Annotated in this window: 13 protein-coding genes and 1 tRNA gene; 10 read left to right on the top strand and 4 right to left on the bottom strand. The window is 59.8% G+C overall.

What is annotated here, in order from left to right; genetic code table 11:
- The 4 genes from mnmC1 to VL003_RS08010 all read left to right on the top strand — a co-directional run.
- Positions 1 to 1,432 (top strand): FAD-dependent 5-carboxymethylaminomethyl-2-thiouridine(34) oxidoreductase MnmC1 (mnmC1, locus tag VL003_RS08025; protein ID WP_325441325.1); only part of this gene is annotated, 1,432 nt, incomplete at its 5' end.
- A gap of 117 nt (positions 1,433 to 1,549) precedes the next feature.
- On the top strand, positions 1,550 to 3,757 hold the full coding sequence (locus VL003_RS08020) for a glycoside hydrolase family 31 protein (RefSeq protein ID WP_325441329.1): 2,208 nt from the start codon (positions 1,550 to 1,552) through the stop codon (positions 3,755 to 3,757).
- 77 nt (positions 3,758 to 3,834) lie between these two features.
- A tRNA-Lys gene (locus VL003_RS08015) sits at positions 3,835 to 3,910 on the top strand.
- A gap of 206 nt (positions 3,911 to 4,116) precedes the next feature.
- Positions 4,117 to 4,638 (top strand): DUF421 domain-containing protein, encoded by a 522-nt coding sequence (locus VL003_RS08010; RefSeq protein ID WP_325441323.1) that lies wholly within the window; start codon positions 4,117 to 4,119, stop codon positions 4,636 to 4,638.
- A gap of 12 nt (positions 4,639 to 4,650) precedes the next feature.
- Here VL003_RS08010 and VL003_RS08005 read toward each other — a convergent pair whose 3' ends face one another.
- From VL003_RS08005 to VL003_RS07995, 3 genes are all read right to left on the bottom strand, one after another.
- Entirely contained in the window at positions 4,651 to 5,355 is a 705-nt protein-coding gene (locus VL003_RS08005; RefSeq protein WP_325441321.1) for a hypothetical protein, read from the bottom strand.
- Positions 5,356 to 5,484: 129 nt separating this feature from the next.
- Positions 5,485 to 6,189, bottom strand: coding sequence for an N-acetylmuramate alpha-1-phosphate uridylyltransferase MurU (murU, locus tag VL003_RS08000; RefSeq protein WP_325441319.1), 705 nt, complete (start codon positions 6,187 to 6,189; stop codon positions 5,485 to 5,487).
- Positions 6,189 to 7,229, bottom strand: coding sequence for an aminoglycoside phosphotransferase family protein (locus VL003_RS07995; protein ID WP_325441317.1), 1,041 nt, complete (start codon positions 7,227 to 7,229; stop codon positions 6,189 to 6,191). Before VL003_RS07995 ends, murU begins: the two co-directional genes overlap by 1 nt.
- 154 nt (positions 7,230 to 7,383) lie before the next feature.
- On the opposite strand from VL003_RS07995, the gene VL003_RS07990 reads away from it, so the two are divergent.
- The 3 genes from VL003_RS07990 to rsmA are packed head-to-tail and all read left to right on the top strand — an operon-like array spanning position 7,384 to position 12,020.
- Positions 7,384 to 9,771 carry an LPS-assembly protein LptD gene (locus VL003_RS07990; protein WP_325441315.1) on the top strand — a complete coding sequence of 796 codons (2,388 nt, stop codon included), beginning with the start codon at positions 7,384 to 7,386 and terminating at the stop codon, positions 9,769 to 9,771.
- Positions 9,768 to 11,234: a peptidylprolyl isomerase gene (locus VL003_RS07985; RefSeq protein WP_325441327.1), complete on the top strand. Its 1,467-nt coding sequence runs from the start codon at positions 9,768 to 9,770 to the stop codon at positions 11,232 to 11,234. Before VL003_RS07990 ends, VL003_RS07985 begins: the two co-directional genes overlap by 4 nt.
- A 6-nt stretch (positions 11,235 to 11,240) precedes the next feature.
- Complete coding sequence (rsmA, locus tag VL003_RS07980) at positions 11,241 to 12,020, top strand: 16S rRNA (adenine(1518)-N(6)/adenine(1519)-N(6))-dimethyltransferase RsmA (RefSeq protein ID WP_325441313.1); 780 nt, start codon at positions 11,241 to 11,243, stop codon at positions 12,018 to 12,020.
- A gap of 67 nt (positions 12,021 to 12,087) precedes the next feature.
- Here rsmA and VL003_RS07975 read toward each other — a convergent pair whose 3' ends face one another.
- On the bottom strand, positions 12,088 to 13,317 hold the full coding sequence (locus VL003_RS07975) for a nucleoside recognition domain-containing protein (protein WP_325441311.1): 1,230 nt from the start codon (positions 13,315 to 13,317) through the stop codon (positions 12,088 to 12,090).
- Between the two features lie 195 nt (positions 13,318 to 13,512).
- Here VL003_RS07975 and VL003_RS07970 point away from each other — a divergent pair, with 195 nt between their 5' ends.
- The 3 genes from VL003_RS07970 to VL003_RS07960 form a co-directional block, all read left to right on the top strand.
- Complete coding sequence (locus tag VL003_RS07970; RefSeq protein WP_325441309.1) at positions 13,513 to 15,735, top strand: acyl-CoA dehydrogenase; 2,223 nt, start codon at positions 13,513 to 13,515, stop codon at positions 15,733 to 15,735.
- A 58-nt stretch (positions 15,736 to 15,793) separates the two neighbouring features.
- Positions 15,794 to 16,537 carry a molybdate ABC transporter substrate-binding protein gene (gene modA, locus VL003_RS07965; RefSeq protein WP_325441307.1) on the top strand — a complete coding sequence of 248 codons (744 nt, stop codon included), beginning with the start codon at positions 15,794 to 15,796 and terminating at the stop codon, positions 16,535 to 16,537.
- A gap of 9 nt (positions 16,538 to 16,546) precedes the next feature.
- Positions 16,547 to 16,944 (top strand): molybdate ABC transporter permease subunit (locus tag VL003_RS07960; RefSeq protein ID WP_325441306.1); only part of this gene is annotated, 398 nt, incomplete at its 3' end.

The raw sequence follows: 16,944 nt of genomic DNA, 5'->3' as shown, positions 1-16,944 counted from the left end.
CGTGACATTGACCTTGATCTTTGGTCGTATCGAACATACCGCACGCGAGGGGCAGGCGGGCGTCGATGCGTTCTTTCTCGATGGGTTCTCGCCCACGAAGAACCCCGAAATGTGGTCGCCCGCCTTGTTTGGCCAATTGGTGCGTATCGCCCGGCCCGGCGCAACAGCGGCAACCTGGTGTGCCAATGGCGCGGTGCGCCGCGATCTGCGCGACGCGGGGTTTCTGGTTCGCAAGACACCGGGGCTGGGCGGCAAGTGGGCAATGACGCAAGCGGTCTTGCGCCCAGGGCTTGGTCGGGGCACCACGGCCCAAGAAGCGGGGCCGATACTTGTCGTAGGCGCCGGGCCGGCCGGCGCCGGCATGGCACACGCCCTTGCCCTGCGGGGCTGCGAGGTATTGGTGGCCGACCCCTCATTAAGCGCAGGCCGTGGCGCCAGTCATCGCGGTCATTTGGCCGCAGCCATCACCCCACTGGTATCGCGTGACGACGACCAGCGGGCGAGGCTGAGCCGTGCGGGCGTGTTACGTGCGCTGAACCGGTGGCAAGACCTGCCGCAGCCCGCGCGGCCACGTCGCACCGGCACTGTTGAGCTGATGCGCGACGCCGACCACGAGCGCGAGCGTCAACTCACGCTCGCCACCCTGCAGTTTCCACAAGAATGGGTCAGTTGGCTTGAGCCTGCCGAGCTTTCGGGCAGGGTGGGCTTCACGCTTGATCGGCCGGGCATCTGTTTTGCCGACGGACAGCTTGTACAGCCCGAACCGTTACTGGATGCCTTGCTGGACCACCCCCGTATCGAGTGTCGTGGGGTTCGCATCGAGCAGCTGCAGGCCGACGGCGATGCCTGGCTGGCACGCAGCAGTGACGGGCAGCTTATTGCGGCGGCAACGGTGGTGCTTGCCAACGCCGGCGAAGCCGCAAAGCTGTTGTCGACATGCATGGATCTGTCTCAGTTGCCCAAGCTGAAGGCAGGTTGGCGCGTGGCGGGACAAGTCAGCTATTTGCGTGCAGACCTTGCCAGGCACGATCCGGCTACAGTAGTCAGTGCCGAAGGTTATTGGCTGCCGCAGGTACAAGGGCTGAACGTGGCGGGCAGCACCTATGTGCTTGACGCCGCAAGCACCCAGGTAACCGCGCCGGGGCATCGTGCCATTGCACAACAGGTGGCACAAACACTAGGGGTCACCCCCGAGCAAGTTCAGTCATGGTTGGGCCGGCCCGATGGTTGGGCAGGGTGGCGAGCAGTGGTCGCAGGGCGTTTGCCAGTGTTCGGGCCGGTGCCCAAGGCCCCGGGGTTGTGGCTTGCTTGTGCTTATGGTTCGCGGGGGTTAAGCTGGGCAGCCCTGGCCGGAGATTTACTGGGTGCTAGTTTGCGCGGTGAGCCCCAGCCTTTAGAGCGCTCGCTACAAAAGGCGGTGGCACCCCGCTAAAAGGGGTAAAAACACCCTTTAAACAGCTATTTAAACTGATTCATTTTATTTTATAGCGTAAATCCGTCAAAATAGTGTCTTTTGAACGCTTTACAGGCTATTGCCGAGGATTGCGCTGTGCCGCCCAAGTCTGAACTTGTCCACGTGACGCAACTTGACTCTTTGCAGTTCTTGACAGCAAAGTCCACCCATGGGGTGTTTGCTTTCCAGAACGCCGAGTTGCAACTCGAAATAGAAGCCGCCGCGCCCGGGGTCTACAGACTGCGGTGCGCGTCTGCCTCGGTTCTTAACAACGATAAGCCCAGTGCCCGGGCCCGTGCGCACGCCGAGATGCTGCTTGCGCGGCAGGAGCCGGTGGGCGAGCTGGCGGTATCGTCTGTGCCGGCCAAGCAGGGCTGGCGCCTCGAGCAAGGCGACATCGCCCTCGAGCTCTCGGTTCAGCCCTTCCAGCTCGCGGTTTATCGAGGCGACGAATGTTTGTTGCGCACTGGCGACCCGGCGCTGGTTTGTGCTCAGGTTGGTTCAGAGCCTGCCTGGCGCCTGCGTCTTGAGCTCGACGTCGATGACGCCATCTACGGCCTGGGTGAAGCCACCGCCGACCTTGATCGGCGCGGTGAGCTTCTGGTTTCCGATCTGCCTTCGTCCCGTTTCCTGCCTTTGGCCTGGAGCCCGAGGGGCTGGGGCATATATGTAAACAGCCTGGGGCGGGTCGAACACGACATTGGTGCGCAAGAGCCCGACCTGTACGACCTGACCTCGGTCTCTGCCGCGCTTGATGTGTATGTGTTTGTGGGCGAGCCCGGCGAGGTCCTTAACCAGTACACCGCGCTTACCGGTCGTGCGGGCCAGCCTTGCTTGTGGCCCATGGGTGTCTGGTTGGATCAGGCGCCCGGCCAAACGGCCGAGCAGCTGCTTGCCGCCGCTCAAAGCATGCGAGCCGACGAGCTCGGCCTGGACGCAGTCAGGTTCGCCCAACCCGCGCTGTATGGCTTTCAGGCCGACAAGCCGGTGTTCGAGTGGGACCCACACCGCGTCGCCGACCCGCGCGCGTTGCTTGCGCAGTTTCACGATTTGCATTTGCAGGTGGCAGCCCCGTCGTTTCCTGGAGTGCCGGCGGGCACGCCTTTGTTCGATGAATGGGAGGATCGCGGCTGGCTGCTGGTCAATGACGACGGCGACGCCCATGTTTTTCCCGGTAACGAAGCCAGTGCAGGCAAACCGTTCGGTTTGCTCGATCTTACTTATAAAGACGTCTACAAGCTGTGGGCCGAAAGGCAGCGTCAGGTTTTTGACGAGGGGCTGGGCGCACCGGTATGCGATGCGCAGTTCGACATCCCCGACTCAATCACCGCGCGAGGCGGTGAAAGCGGCGCGCAGCTGCGAACCATATACCCGCTTCTGGCGCGCCAGGCATTGTTTGACGCTGTCGCGGGTCATAAAACACCTCAAGAAGGCGTTGTTTTCAGCGCCGACCTGTTCCCGGGGGCGCAGCGCTATGCATGGCAGGCTGCACCCAGGGTCAGTAATGACTGGAGCGGCCTGGCGAGCTCCCTCAGAACCGCGCTGGCGCATGGCAATAGCGGTGTCACGGCGACCTTGCACAGCATAGGCTGTGCTGCCGAACCTGTTGCCGGCATGGATGCCGAGCTCTATTTGCGCTGGCTTGGGGCCGGTGTGCTGTCGGCCAACTTCAGCTTTCAGGCGGTGCCGGCCTTGCTGCCTCAGGCATTTGACCCAGCCACACGTTCATTGGTGCAGCACTGGCTGCACTGGCGTTATCGCCTGGTGCCTTATGTGCTGGGTATTATCGAAGACGCCGTACGCACGGGGTTGCCAGTGCAACGCTCCATGTCGCTGGCGTTTCCCGACGACGTCATGGCTCATGTCTGGGACACGCAATACCTGTTTGGGCCGGCGTTATTGGTGGCGCCTGTTTTGCAGCCCGGTACCCAGCAACAGGTTTATTTGCCTGCCGGCGATGCCTGGTGGGATCTGTCCACCGGTCAACGTTACGAGGGCGGCCAGACCCTGTTGGTCGACGTAGGGCTTGACGCCCTGCCTATATTCGGGCGCGAAGGCCATATGTTGTGCCTGGGCCCTACCGCTCAACATACGGGCGAGTTCAACTCTGCGCGTATTCTTGATGAGGTCTGGATGTTCGGCATGCCCGAGCATAGTCCGGTCGTCATGCGCAACAAGATTCGCGTCATGCAGATGCAGGGCTCCAGTTATATCAAGGGTCTCGAGGGGCTGAAGATACTGCCCTCTGAAGGGCTCGAAGTGAAGCGGCGCGGGGCCGAGGTGCGCATTTCGCGTGCTCGCTAAATGGATTGGGTTTTATGCCGCATTTATTCTTGACACGATAAAAAAATTGCCTCATAATTACGTTCTTTGGTTTTAACGGGTTGGTAGCTCAGTCGGTAGAGCACCGGACTTTTAATCCGTTGGTCCCGGGTTCGAGCCCCGGCCAACCCACCATTAAATTCCAAAGAGCCATTGCAATCGGCAAATAAGCCCGCTTGCATGAGCCATGCATATAAAGCCGCCACAAGCGGCTTTTTTTGCGTCTGTGCATTGTGTGCTTATCCGTGTGGTCTTGGGCTCGTTGGCCTGTTCCTTGTCCAGGCGGGCACGTAGTTTGCCCCGCTTCCGGGCGTTGGATGGCTCATGCCCGGAGGAATACAGTGTCGGACCTTGGCGAAATCTTCGCTTTGCACGAGGGCGTGCCGCAGATGATCTTGCGTGGCACTGCAATCTATTGGACAGTGCTGGTACTGCTAAGGTTGGCCGGGCGTCGGGAAGTCGGCTCGTTTGGTACCGCCGACCTGCTTGTGCTGGTTTTGGTCGCTGATGCAGCAGGAGACGCCATGACAGGCGGGTCGCCCTCGGTGACCGACGGTATCGTCGTGGTGACGACTGTTGTCGTCTGGAGCGTCTTGCTGGACCGTCTGGCGTATTTTGTACCCTTGGTGCATCGCTTGCTTGAGCCCGAACGCGTGTGCCTGATCCGAGACGGAAGAATCCTGCGTTCGGGGTTGCGCAGCGAGCACATCAGTCGGGCCGAGCTTATGGAGCAATTGCGACTCAAGGGCATTGAGTCTATCGGACAGGTAAAGCGGGCTTATATTGAAGCCAACGGCCAGTTCAGCGTCATCGAAGCGGGCCAAGACGTCCCGAAGTCGGAATCTACCCTGGCCGAGCCCTGAAAAGCAGCGGTTCTAGCGTACCCGGATTGTGCGCGTGGCGCTTAGGCGGGTTTCATCGCCCCGGGTGATGCGGATCGTAACCAGACGGCCGGTCATGTCGTCGGGCAGGGCGACCGTGCCTTTAACGTATTTATAGTGGTCTACGTTGAACTCGATGGGGTCCAGTTCGACGGTGTTGGTTCGGCCGTTGGGGTAACGACCTTCGACCACAAACTTTATGCGGCCTTCGAATGTGGAGGCGGCCGGGTCGTCTTGCATCACAAGCACTTGATAGTTCAGTGCGCCGGGTGTACTGGTAAGGTCTGCGGCGCGGATGCCTGGCGAGGTGCCCCGAGGGTCGGCGGGGATATCTTTGAGCAGCATCTGGATCTCGCCGTCAACCGATCCCAGGCGAGCCTGAGCCTGCTCGAGCTTGCCCGCTTGCTCGGTCAGCGTGGATTTGGCCTCTTCAAGGTCGCGTGCCTGACGGTCCAACTGAGCCTGCAGCCGTTGCTTGTCGTTGTTGGCGCTATTCAGATCTTGCTGCAGGCGCGCTGACTCCTCTGCCGTCAACAGCGTGGGCCCATAACTTTTTTGCAGAAACAGCACCCCGCCGGCCCCCAGTACAACGCCGGTGATGATCAGCATCAGCCACCGCGGAATGCCCCGTTTGCGCCGGGTGTTGCCCCAAGCCGTGGGTTGAAAGGCGACGCGTTTGTTGGAAGAGAAGAGGGCCATAATGAAGAGTCCGTGGTGCAGGCCGTTGAAACTGCAACAACTGAATAGGTGAAAAACTATTAAGGATAACGCGGAAACCTGGCGGTGCCCCTAACGCGGGGCATTTTGGTTGCTCCTTGGAAACTTTTGTCACACGGGCGTTGAGGGGGCTGCTGCCAGCATGGCGTTCAACTGCATCAACCTTTGGGGCGTGCCCACGTCGATCCAGGTGCCATCGTAATGCTCGCCGATCATCAGCTTCTGATCGATGGCTTGATATAAAAGCGGCGCCAGGGGGGCGGGCTGCCCCGGGTCCAGACTGCGAAAAAATTCGGGCTGATATACGCCGACGCCCGTGAAGGTCAGCGCATTGCCTGGTTCAGCGTCGAGCACATGGCCGTCCAAGCCCAGCGAAAAGTCGCCATCCGGATGATGCACAGGGTTGTCGGCAAGAAGCAGCCACGCCTGGCTGCCTGTTGCCTCGGCTTCGCGAGCGGCATCGAAGGCGGCCGCCGGGTTCCAGTCACACCAGATATCGCCGTTCATGACCAAGAAGGGCTCATCACCGAGCAAGGGCAGGGCCTTGGCAATGCCACCGGCCGTTTCCAGGGGTTGAGGCTCGGGCGAATACGCAATGTGCACCCCGTAGCGCCTGCCGTCGCCCAGTGTCGCCTCAATCTGATCGCCCAGCCAGGCGTGGTTGATGACCAGGTGAGTGATGCCGGCTTTGGCAAGACGGTGCACATGCCACTCGATCAGCGATTTGCCGCCGACCTTGAGCAAGGGTTTGGGCTGGGTATCGGTGAGTGGCCGCATGCGTTCCCCACGGCCGGCCGCCAGTATCATGGCCCGCATCAGAACGTGTACCCGTAAGAAACCTGACGTTTTTCCAGGCGGTCGAGCAGGCGCAGCAAGGGCGCAAACGTGCCGTAGCGCCCCGCTACTTGGCGCACATAGCCTTGCACTCGGGGAATGTGATCCAGATAGTGGTGTTTACCGTCGCGATATGACAGGCGGCTGAATACACCCAGTATGCGCAGGTTGCGCTGCAGGCTCATCCATTCGTAGGCGCGATGAAAATCGGCGAAATCGACGGGGACCGGCAGGCCGGCCTCGCGAGCGGCTTGCCAGTAGCGAATGGCCCAGTCCAGTTGCTGCGGCTCTTCCCAAGTGGTGCGCGCGTCCATGACCAGTGAGGCAAGGTCGTAGGTGATGGGTCCGGCCAGGGCGTCCTGATAGTCGATGACGCCCGGGTTGCGGCCCTGTTCGGGGCGCTCGCACAGCATCAGGTTGGGAGAGTGGTAATCGCGATGCACCAGCACGATGGGCTGGGCGGCAGCGTCGGCCGCCAGCTCGGAGAACACCTTTTGCAGCATGGTTTGTTCGGCTTGCGTCAACTGCGCACCACAGTGGCGTGTTACATACCACTCGGGAAACAACTGCAGCTCGGCCAGGAGGCGCTCTTGGTCGTAGCGCGGCAAGCCCGACATATCGGACTGTTGCAGTTGCACCAGGGCGGCAATGGCGTTGCGATAAAGCTGTTGCAGGGCGTCGTCGGCCAGGCCCGAGAGCACGGCTTGATAATAAGTTTGCCGACCCAGGTCGGAAATTAATAAAAAACCTTGTTCCAGGTTCTGGGCAAATATTTGGGGCACATTGACCCCTGCCTGATGCAGTGTTTTGGTTACCTGCAGAAACGGGCGGCAATCCTCGCGGTCGGGGGGGGCGTCCATGACAATGACGCTGCCGCTTTTTCCCTGCAGCCGAAAATAGCGGCGAAAGCTGGCGTCGCTAGAGGCCGGGGAAAGAGAATCGAGGTCGAGTCGGTGTTCGGCCGCCAACGAGGCGAGCCATTGCTTTAGTGCGCTCAGGCGAGTGTCGTCGCTGGAGTTCAAGTTAAGTTCCGTGCCGTCAAGGGTGAATAAAAGGCAATTATGTCGCTAAACCCGCACGTGAGGCGGGCAGCTTCTCTATAATACTTGGCTGCCGCGCTTTGCCGCGTCGGCAGTTGTGCCAAAATATAGTCTATTTTCAGGGGACAAAAAACTCGTGCGTGTGGTCTGGTGGGCATTTCTTCTTGTGTTCGGCCTTGTGTCGACGGCTCAGGCCCAACAGGCGCCCGCAGCGTCGCCCGACCTTGGTGCGTTAATTGTGTCTCCTAAGCTCAGGTTGCACACACAACTGGGTGAAGACCAGATGACCTCGTTTTTGGTTGCCGACCAGATGGAAACCGACGAAGACGGCAAAGTCATTCTGAGCGGCGACGCAGAAGTGCGCCGCATTGATTCGGTCGTCAAGGGCGACCAAATCGACTATCAACAAAAAACAGGCCAGGTCAATGTGCGGGGTAACGGCTTTATCATGCGCGATGGCAATATCGTGCGTGGCCCCGAGCTTAGCTATAACCTCGATGCCGAAACCGGCGAGGTCAACGACCCCAATTTTTGGTTGGGCGCCGACGGCGGTTCAGGCACGGCAGAGCGGGCAGATATCTTCAGCCGCAGCAATATGCGCTTAAGTTCGGCCACCTACGCAGGGTGCCCTTGCCAGAACCCCCCCTGGTACATTACCTCGCCGCGGGTCGACTTTGATTTCGACGAGAACGAAGGGGTCGCGCGCAACGCAGTGCTGTACTTCAAGGGGGTGCCCATTTTGGCGTCACCCTATTTGTCGTTTCCGTTGCGCAAAGAGCGCAAGTCGGGATTTTTGCTGCCGACCTATGGTGGCTCCAGTAACAGCGGCCTTGAATTTACCCTGCCGTATTACTTCAACCTGGCGCCCAATTACGACCTTACCGTGACCCCACGCTACATGACCAAACGCGGGCTGCAGCTGGGAGCCGAGTTTCGCTATTTGGGTCAGGGTTACGACGGCCAGCTCACCGGCACTTACCTGAATCGCGACAAGCTTACCGACGAAGAGCGCTGGATGTATTGGTGGCAACACCGCCATACGCTGGGCGGTGGCCTTAGCGCGTATTTCGATGTGCGCCGTGTGTCAGACGACGACTACTTCCGCGACTTCACCAGTTTCGGTCTTAACGAAGCGACCATCGATGCGCTGCCCAGCGTCGCCCAATTAAGTTGGGCCGGTTCAGAGTATTGGCGTGCTCACTTGCAAACCTATACCTACCAGACATTGCAAGACCGAACAGGCAGCTATCGTCGTCCGCCTTTCGACAAACTGCCAGAGCTGTACCTGCGCGGCGCGCGCTATAACTGGGGCGGCTTTGACGTGGCAACCGATAACTATGCCGTCAAGTTCCGGATGCCGCGGTTCCAAGCCCCTTTCCTCTATAGTGCTTCTGTGGGCGATCCCTCGCGCTACCCATACCAAAGTTACGATGGCACGCGTTTAAGTTCGTATAACGCCATTTCGTACCCCATTGTTCGGCCCGGCTGGTATCTGACACCCAAAGCTGCGCTGCACCTTAGCCAGTACACCACCAACTGGAACGGGTTCGAGTACGCTGGCATGGATCCGGGCTCGGCGCGCACACAGTCGCGCGCGGTGCCGCTGTTTTCAGTCAATTCGGGCATGACCTTCGAGCGTTCGACCACCCTGTTTGGCAATAAGTCCATTCAGACGCTTGAGCCCCGTATTTATTACTTGTACGTTCCCTATCGCGATCAGTCCACGTTGCCGGTCTTTGATACGGGCATTGCCACATTCAACTTTTCGCAGGCCTTTGACGAAAACCTGTTCAGCGGCGGCTGGGACCGCATCGCCAATGCCAACCAGATCACCTGGGGTCTGACCACACGTTGGCTCGACGAAGACTCAGGCTTCGAGCGCCTGTCGTTGTCAGTGGCTCAGCGCGTCTATTTTGAGAACCAGAAAGTGACGCTGCCAGGCACCCAGCCGCGCAACAGCACCAAGTCTGACTATCTGGTCGGTGCTACCGCGGCGCTGACCGACAAGCTTGACTTGCGCTTTGACGCCCAGTTCAACCCCGAGTCGCGCGACCGCAACCGCATGTCGGCGGGCATGCGCTGGCAGCCGCAGCGCCTGGCCATGCTGGGCGCCACTTACCGTTACGAGCGCGACCCAAGGCAGGTCAGCGACCCGACCATCGTTAACCGGTTTGGATACATCGACAACAGCAAAGAGCAGGTCACCTTTACCGGTCAATGGCCGTTAACCAAAAAGCTGTTTGCATTGGGCCGGTACGATTACTCTATTCAAGAGAAGCGCTCGACGCAATCGGTGCTGGGCTTCGAATACAAGGGCGACTGCTGCTGGGCGGCCCGGGTCGTTTACCAGCGCTATGCCGTATCCCAAAAAGATACCAACACCGCCGTTTTCTTCCAGCTTGAGCTTAGCGGTCTGGGCTCGCTGGGTACTGATCCGATGGGCATGTTGTCGCGCACCATCAACGGTTATCAGACAGTTACTACACCAATACCAGAAAGAACCACCTTCGAGAGGTACGAATAATGCGTAGCCTACCCATGACGCGCCGGTTTGCGTCGATGTTGCTTGTGCTGTTGTGCATGTCGGCTCCTGCCGCAGCCCAGCCGGCCAACACGAGCCAGAACCCAAGCGTCGCCAATCAGCCCGACCGGCGGGTCGTTGACGGTATTGCTGCCGTGGTCAATAAGCAGGTCATTACACTGCACCAGGTCGACGAAGAGGCCCAAAAGGCCCAGCAGCATCTAAAGCGACAAGGTATTCCCGTACCCGACACCCCGACCTTGCGTCGCCAGGTTCTTCAGAACATGATCACCGAAGAGCTGCTGCGACAAGAGGCCGACAGGCTTAACATCGCAGTGACGGATGCGGGCGTGTTGCAGGCGGCCGAGACCATCGCGCAGCGCAATCAGATTACCGTCGACCAATTGCGAGCCGAAATCCAGCGTTCGGGCTTGTCTTGGGACGACTACCTGAAGGGCTTGCGTCAAGAAGTTCGCCTCGACCAGTTGCGCCAACGCACGGTCGATCGCGACATTTTCATTTCCGACGCCGATATTGACGCCTTCCTTAAGTCGGAACAGCGTCGTTCAGGTATTGGTTCATTGGCTCAGCCGGCGCCGACCCAGCAAAGCGCGCCAACGGCTTTGGGTCTGGCTCAGATCCTGGTTGCCGTGCCCGAGGGTGCTTCTTCGTCTGAGGTGCAGCGCCTGCGTGCCAAGGCCGAGCAATTGCTCTCGCGTCTTCGTTCCGGCGCCGATTTTGCAGGGCTTGCCGCGTCGTCCTCGGATGCGCCCGAGGCCCTGCAGGGCGGCGATCTGGGCGTTCGGCCACCACAAGGCTGGCCAGATCTTTTCTTGCAGGCTACGCAAAACGTGCCGGCAGGTCAGGTCAGCGACATTGTTCAAAGCGGCAACGGCTTCCACATTTTGCTGGTTACCACGCGCGGCCAAGAGCCTGCGCAGGCGCGCCAGCCCGTGCCTTCCCTGGATCAGCAGTCCCCCCTGCAAAATGCGGGGCCGGTCATGGTCACCCAGACCAAAGCACGCCACATTCTGATCAAGATCACGCCGGCCATGTCCGAAGAGCGTGCGCTTGAGCGGGTGCGTCAACTTGCTCAGCGTCTGGCCATGGGCGAAAGCTTCGAAGAGCTTGCCAGACGCAACTCCGAGGACGCATCCGCCCCTCAGGGCGGAGACCTGGGCTGGGTCATTCCCGGTACGATGGTTCCCGCATTTGAGCAGGCCATGAATGCCACCCCTACCGGCCAGGTCAGCGAACCGGTCCTGACGCAATTTGGCTGGCACCTCATCCGTGTCGACGACCGGCGCGAAAAAGACATGGAAGACGAGTACCGCCGCATGCAGGCACGCCAGATTCTGTTTCAGCGGCGCGTCGAGCCTGCGTTCGAAGACTGGCTGAACCAGTTGCGCGGCCAAGCCTATATCGATAACAGGCTCGACCCTCAGTCCAGCCGCCGACCGCGTTAAGCACACATGGCGCAGCACCAGGCCCGCAAGCGTTTCGGACAGCACTTTCTGATTGACGAGGGTGTGATTGAAGCCATTGTGCGAGCGATTGCGCCAAAGCCCGGCGACAACGTGGTCGAGATTGGGCCGGGCCTGTCGGCGCTGACCGGCCCCTTACTGGCCGCGCTTGATCACCTTACCGTGGTCGAGATCGACCGTGATCTGGCGGCGCGCCTGCAGCGCGACCATACGCCCGAACGGCTTACGGTGGTGCAGAACGACGCTTTGCAGGTTGATTTCACCCAGTTGGGTTCACAACTGCGCATCGTGGGCAACCTGCCCTACAACATATCAAGCCCCTTGTTGTTCCACCTGATGGATAGCGCCGAGCAAGTGCTTGATCAGCACTTTATGCTTCAGCGTGAAGTGATCGACCGGATGGTGGCCAGGCCATCGACGTCTGACTACGGTCGATTGTCGGTCATGCTGCAGTCGCGGTACGACATGGTCAAGTTGTTCGATGTGCCTGCCGAAGCTTTTGATCCACCCCCCCGGGTGGTTTCGGCGGTGATTCGAATGAAGCCGCTTCCGGCGGGGCGGCCCCAAGCCAAGAGCGAAGCCTACTTTTCTCAAGTGGTGGCCAAGGCGTTCGCACAACGACGCAAAATGTTGCGCAAGGGTCTGGGCGATTGGGCCAAAGCCATTGACTGGGACGCTATAGGGGTTCCTGAAACGGCACGCGCCGAAGAGCTATCAGTACGCCAGTTTATTGCCTTGGCGGATCACCTGTACCAAGCGGGTGCTTAGGGCACTGTTCGGCCAAAAGACGGGTACAAGGCAAGGCCGGAGTATGTCCGGCTTGTAAGTAGGGCGGTCATCCGAAAAACCAATAGCAGACTGCGATCGAAGCCAGGATGCCTGCCAGATCAGCCAACAGCGCACACCCCACTGCGTGGCGCGCGCGCTGTATGCCCACGGCGCCAAAATACACGGCCAGCACATAGAAAGTGGTTTCGGTGCTGCCCTGCACTGTGGCCGCCAGCAAGGCCGGGAAGCTGTCGACGCCGAAGTGCTGCATGGTTTCGATGAGCATGGCGCGGGCCGCGCTACCTGAAAAAGGCTTGGTCAGCGCGGTGGGCATGGCGTCGACGAAACGCGTATCAAACCCCGCCCACTCTACCGCCCAGCGTATAACGTCGAGCATGGCGTCCAGCGCCCCCGAAGCGCGCAAGACGCCTATGGCGCACAGCATCGCCACCAAGTAAGGCAACAGGTTCTTGGAAATGTCGAAGCCTTCTTTGGCGCCATCAATGAAGGCTTCGTAGACCGGCACTTTCTTTGCATAGCCGACGATTAGAAAGAGCGCAATAATGCCGAACAGCGTCAGGTTGCCCAATAAAGAAGAAAGCGTACTGATTGCGGCCGATGAAAGCGTTGCCAGTATGGCCATGAACGTACCCAGGGCCAGCACCACGCCCCCAAGCCAGGCCAGAACGACCGGGTCGTGCAGCTTGAGCCGCTGCATGAAGGCTACCGACAACAGGGCAACCAGTGTCGAGGCAGAGGTGGCCAGCAATATGGGCAAGAAGACCATGGCCGGATCGGGCGCTCCCTGTTGTGCCCGGTACATGAAAATGGTGACGGGCAATAGCGTCAGCGCCGATGAGTTCAGTACCAAGAACAGAATTTGCGCATTGCTTGCGGTGCGAGGCTCGGGGTTAAGGGTTTGCAGCGAGTGCATGGCCCGCAGGCCGATAGGGGTGGCGGCGTTGTCCAGGCCCAGACCGTTGGCGGCAAAGTTCAAGGTGATCAGGCCTATGGATTCATGGCCGACGGGTACCCCCGGCATAAGTCGGCGAAACAACGGCGACAAAATTTTTGACAACCATTGAATCAGGCCGGCCCCTTCGGCAATGCGCAAGAATCCCAACCAGAGTGTCAGGGTGCCGAATAGCAGAATCATCAGTTCGACCGACAACTGGGCCATGTCGAACAGGCTGAGCACAATGCGGGAAAACACGTCGGGGTCGTGCAAAATGACCCACTGGTACAGGCCTGCCAGCAAGGCGACGATGAAAAAAGCGAACCAAAGGGTGTTTAGCATGTGTGCGCAAGGCCATGAGGGGCAAACGAATAAACACGATTGTCGCAGAGTCTTTGACCAGGGGGGCGTAACCGGACCGAAAGAGTTTTGGTGGCGCAAGGCGTCGGCGTAGCTGGGTTGCCCGCAGCTGACGATGCTATTCCAGACACGGTTGAATAAGGGATAATGAATCATATCCACTCGTAGAGGCTGTTCATGAACTGGGACTGGAAAAGCTGGCGTCGCCGATGGTTTACCGAACCCCTGTACCGCATGGCACAGGGCGCCATGCCGCGCCTGTCGGCAACCGAGAGCGAAGCCATTGATGCGGGCGACGTCTGGTGGGACGCTCAACTCTTTTCGGGCCGACCCGATTGGCGCAGTTTTATCAATACGCCGCCGCCCCAGCTTTCAGCCGACGAACAAGCTTTTATCGAAGGCCCGGTCGCACAGCTTTGCGCCATGCTCGACGACTGGGATGTTTCCTGGAGTCGCTACGACCTGCCTCCCGAGGTCTGGAGCTTTCTGAAGCGGCACGGGTTCTTCGGCATGATCATTCCCCCTGAATACGGCGGATTGGGTTTTTCGGCCTTTGCTCACTCCGAGGTCGTGCGGCGCATTTCGGTGAAATCGGTCACGGCAGCGGTCACCGTCATGGTGCCTAATTCGCTCGGCCCCGGCGAGCTCTTGATGCAGTTCGGTACGCAAAGCCAACGCGATTATTGGTTGCCCCGCCTGGCCAGGGGGCTCGAGGTACCGTGTTTTGCGCTGACCAGCCCCGAGGCGGGCTCTGACGCCGCTTCCATGACCGACACAGGAGTCATTTGCCGGCGGGTCGTCGACGGCGTCGAGCAAACCGGCATTTTGCTCAACTGGCGCAAGCGCTACATTACGCTTAGCCCGGTTGCAACCGTCATTGGTCTGGCGTTCAAACTTTACGACCCCGACCATCTGGTAGGCGAGCGCACCGACCTGGGCATATCGGTGGCGCTTGTACCTGCCGATCTGCCGGGCGTAACCACAGGGCGGCGTCATCTTCCGGCCATGCAGGCGTTTCAGAACGGGCCCACCGAAGGCAACGATGTATTCGTGCCCCTCGACGCCCTGATCGGCGGCATCGAAAAAGCCGGCCAGGGCTGGGTCATGCTCATGAGTGCGTTAGCGGCTGGGCGGGGCATTTCGCTGCCGTCGCTTGCGGCAGCCGCTTGCGTTTTCTCGGCCCATACCGCGGGCGCCTATGCCCGTGTGCGCGTACAGTTCGGCATACCTATCGGCAAATTCGAAGGGGTGCAGGAAAAACTCGGCCGCATGGCGGCAAACGCCTATCTGGTTGAAGCGGCCAGGCGATTCACCTGCGCAGGCCTCGATATGGGCTTCAAGCCGGCGGTCGTGTCGGCCATCATGAAGCTGCACGCCACCGAACGCATGCGCCAGTCGGTCAACGACGCCATGGACGTTCACGCCGGCAAGGCCGTTATAGACGGCCCCTCGAACTACCTGGGCGGTTTGTATCGTGCCTTGCCTGTGGGTATTACCGTTGAGGGCGCCAACATCGTCACTCGCAATCTTATCGTGTTCGGGCAGGGTGCCATCCGCGCTCATCCTTATCTCATGAAAGAGCTCCAGGCGCTTGCCGACAGCGACCAAGAGGCCGGCACCGACGCGTTCGACCGGGTCATCTGGAAGCACCTGGGGCATAGCGCTAAAACCGCGCTGCGCGCCATGGGTCATGCCTGGAGCGCCGCGGCTTTTGCGGTTGCCCCCAAAGGGGCCGGGCGTGCCGCCCCGTTTTACCGGCGCATCACTCGTTACGCGGCGGCGTTTTCGGTGCTCTCCGAAATGACCGTTCTGAGCCTTGGCGGTTCGCTCAAGCGCCGCGAAATGCTTTCGGCCCGCCTGGGCGATATTCTGGCCGAGCTTTATCTGCTGTCGGCCGTGCTTAAACGGTGGCACGACGAAGGTCGTCACGAAGCCGACCTGCCTTTAGTCAAGGTTTGCGCGTTTCAAGGGTTTGTTGTGATTGAAAGGCGTATTGACGATATCTTGCACAACTATCCTTCGCGCGTACTTGCCGCATTGCTGCGGTTTGTGATCTTGCCGTTCTTTACGCGGGTGCGCGCGCCCACCGATGCGGCACTTGCCGAGTGCGCACAGATGCTTCTCGAGCCCACAGAATCGCGCATGAGGCTGGTTGGCGACGTATGGGGCAACTGCAACAGCCGGGCGGTAGAGCAGCTGGAGCAGGCTTTTGATCTGACGGTCAAGGTTCAGCCCTTGCTCGACCGTATCAAGCACAGTGGCGTCAAGGACTGGCGGGTTGCCCATGCCAAAGGTGCGATTACCGATCAACAGGCCCAGTCGATCGAAGAGGCCCACGAGGCGGTTGCGCGGGTAGTCGAGGTCGACGATTTTCCCCCAGACGATTTTGCCCGCAGGTGACAAGCGTAATATATGGCGGTATATTGCGCCTTGGGTGTTTTCATAATCCGAGGCCCTCATGACCCGTTTTTCCGTATTTGCTCTTGGCCTGCTGTGCAGCGGGCAGGCTTTGGCCGCCGGGCTCACCGTCTCTGCCGCATCAAGCCTGACCAACGCATTTCGCGAACTGGCCCCATTGTACGAGGCCCAGCACCCGCAAACCAAAATCCAGTTGAACTTTGCGGCATCAGGTGCCTTGTTGCAGCAAATCGCCAAGGGTGCGCCGGTTGACGTGTTCGCCAGCGCCGATCAGGTAACCATGATCCAGGCGCAAGAGCAGGGCCTGATCAAGGCCGATCAGCGACGTAATTTTGTGTCGAACTCACTTGTGGTTATCGTGCCCCTGCAAAGCCGCGCTGCGCCTGCTTCGCTTGATGACTTGACCACGCCTGCCTTTCAGCGGGTGGCAATCGGGCTGCCGGCCAGCGTGCCGGTTGGACGTTACACAAAAAGTACTCTTGAAAAAGTGGGCCTGTGGGCCGCCATAGAACCCAAAATGATCGGTTCGCAGAACGTGCGTCAGGCGCTCGACTACGTGGCGCGAGGCGAAGTCGACGCCGGTTTTGTCTATGGAACCGATGCCGCCATGATGGCCGATAAGGTCAGAGTGTCTTTCACCGTGCCCACCGAAGCGCCCATTCTGTATCCCATTGCGCCCGTAGCGGGCAGTTCGAACGCCGAGGCGGCCCAGTCGTTTGTTGAGTTCGTCAGCTCTGACGAAGCAGCTGCGGTGTTGGCCAAATACGGCTTCGGCAAGCCTTGATCGCAGCCCATGACCCAAGCATGGATTCCTCTGGCTCTGACGCTGAAGGTGGCGGGCTGGGCAACACTCCTGAACTTGTTCCTTGGGGTCACTACGGGTTACGTGCTTGCCCGAAAGCGTTTTCCGGGGCGTGACCTGCTCGATGCTGTGCTGACCTTGCCGATGGTCATGCCCCCCACGGTACTGGGCTATTACCTGTTGGTGCTGTTGGGCAGAAACGGCCCGATAGGTGAGTGGTTGGTGTCGAACTTCGGCATCAACTTGATCTTTACCTGGCAGGCCGCGGTGGTGGCGGCCACAATAGTTGCCTTTCCTCTTACGTTCAAAGCGGCGCGCGCATCATTCGAGGTCGTGGAGCCACAATACGAGCAGGCGGCGCGTGTCCTGCGCGTCGGCGAATTGGCTCT

Source organism: Pusillimonas sp., from assembly GCF_035515275.1.
GTDB lineage: Bacteria > Pseudomonadota > Gammaproteobacteria > Burkholderiales > Burkholderiaceae_B > Pusillimonas.
Note: the sequence above shows the minus strand (reverse complement) of the source record. Positions and strands in the feature narration are given on the sequence as shown.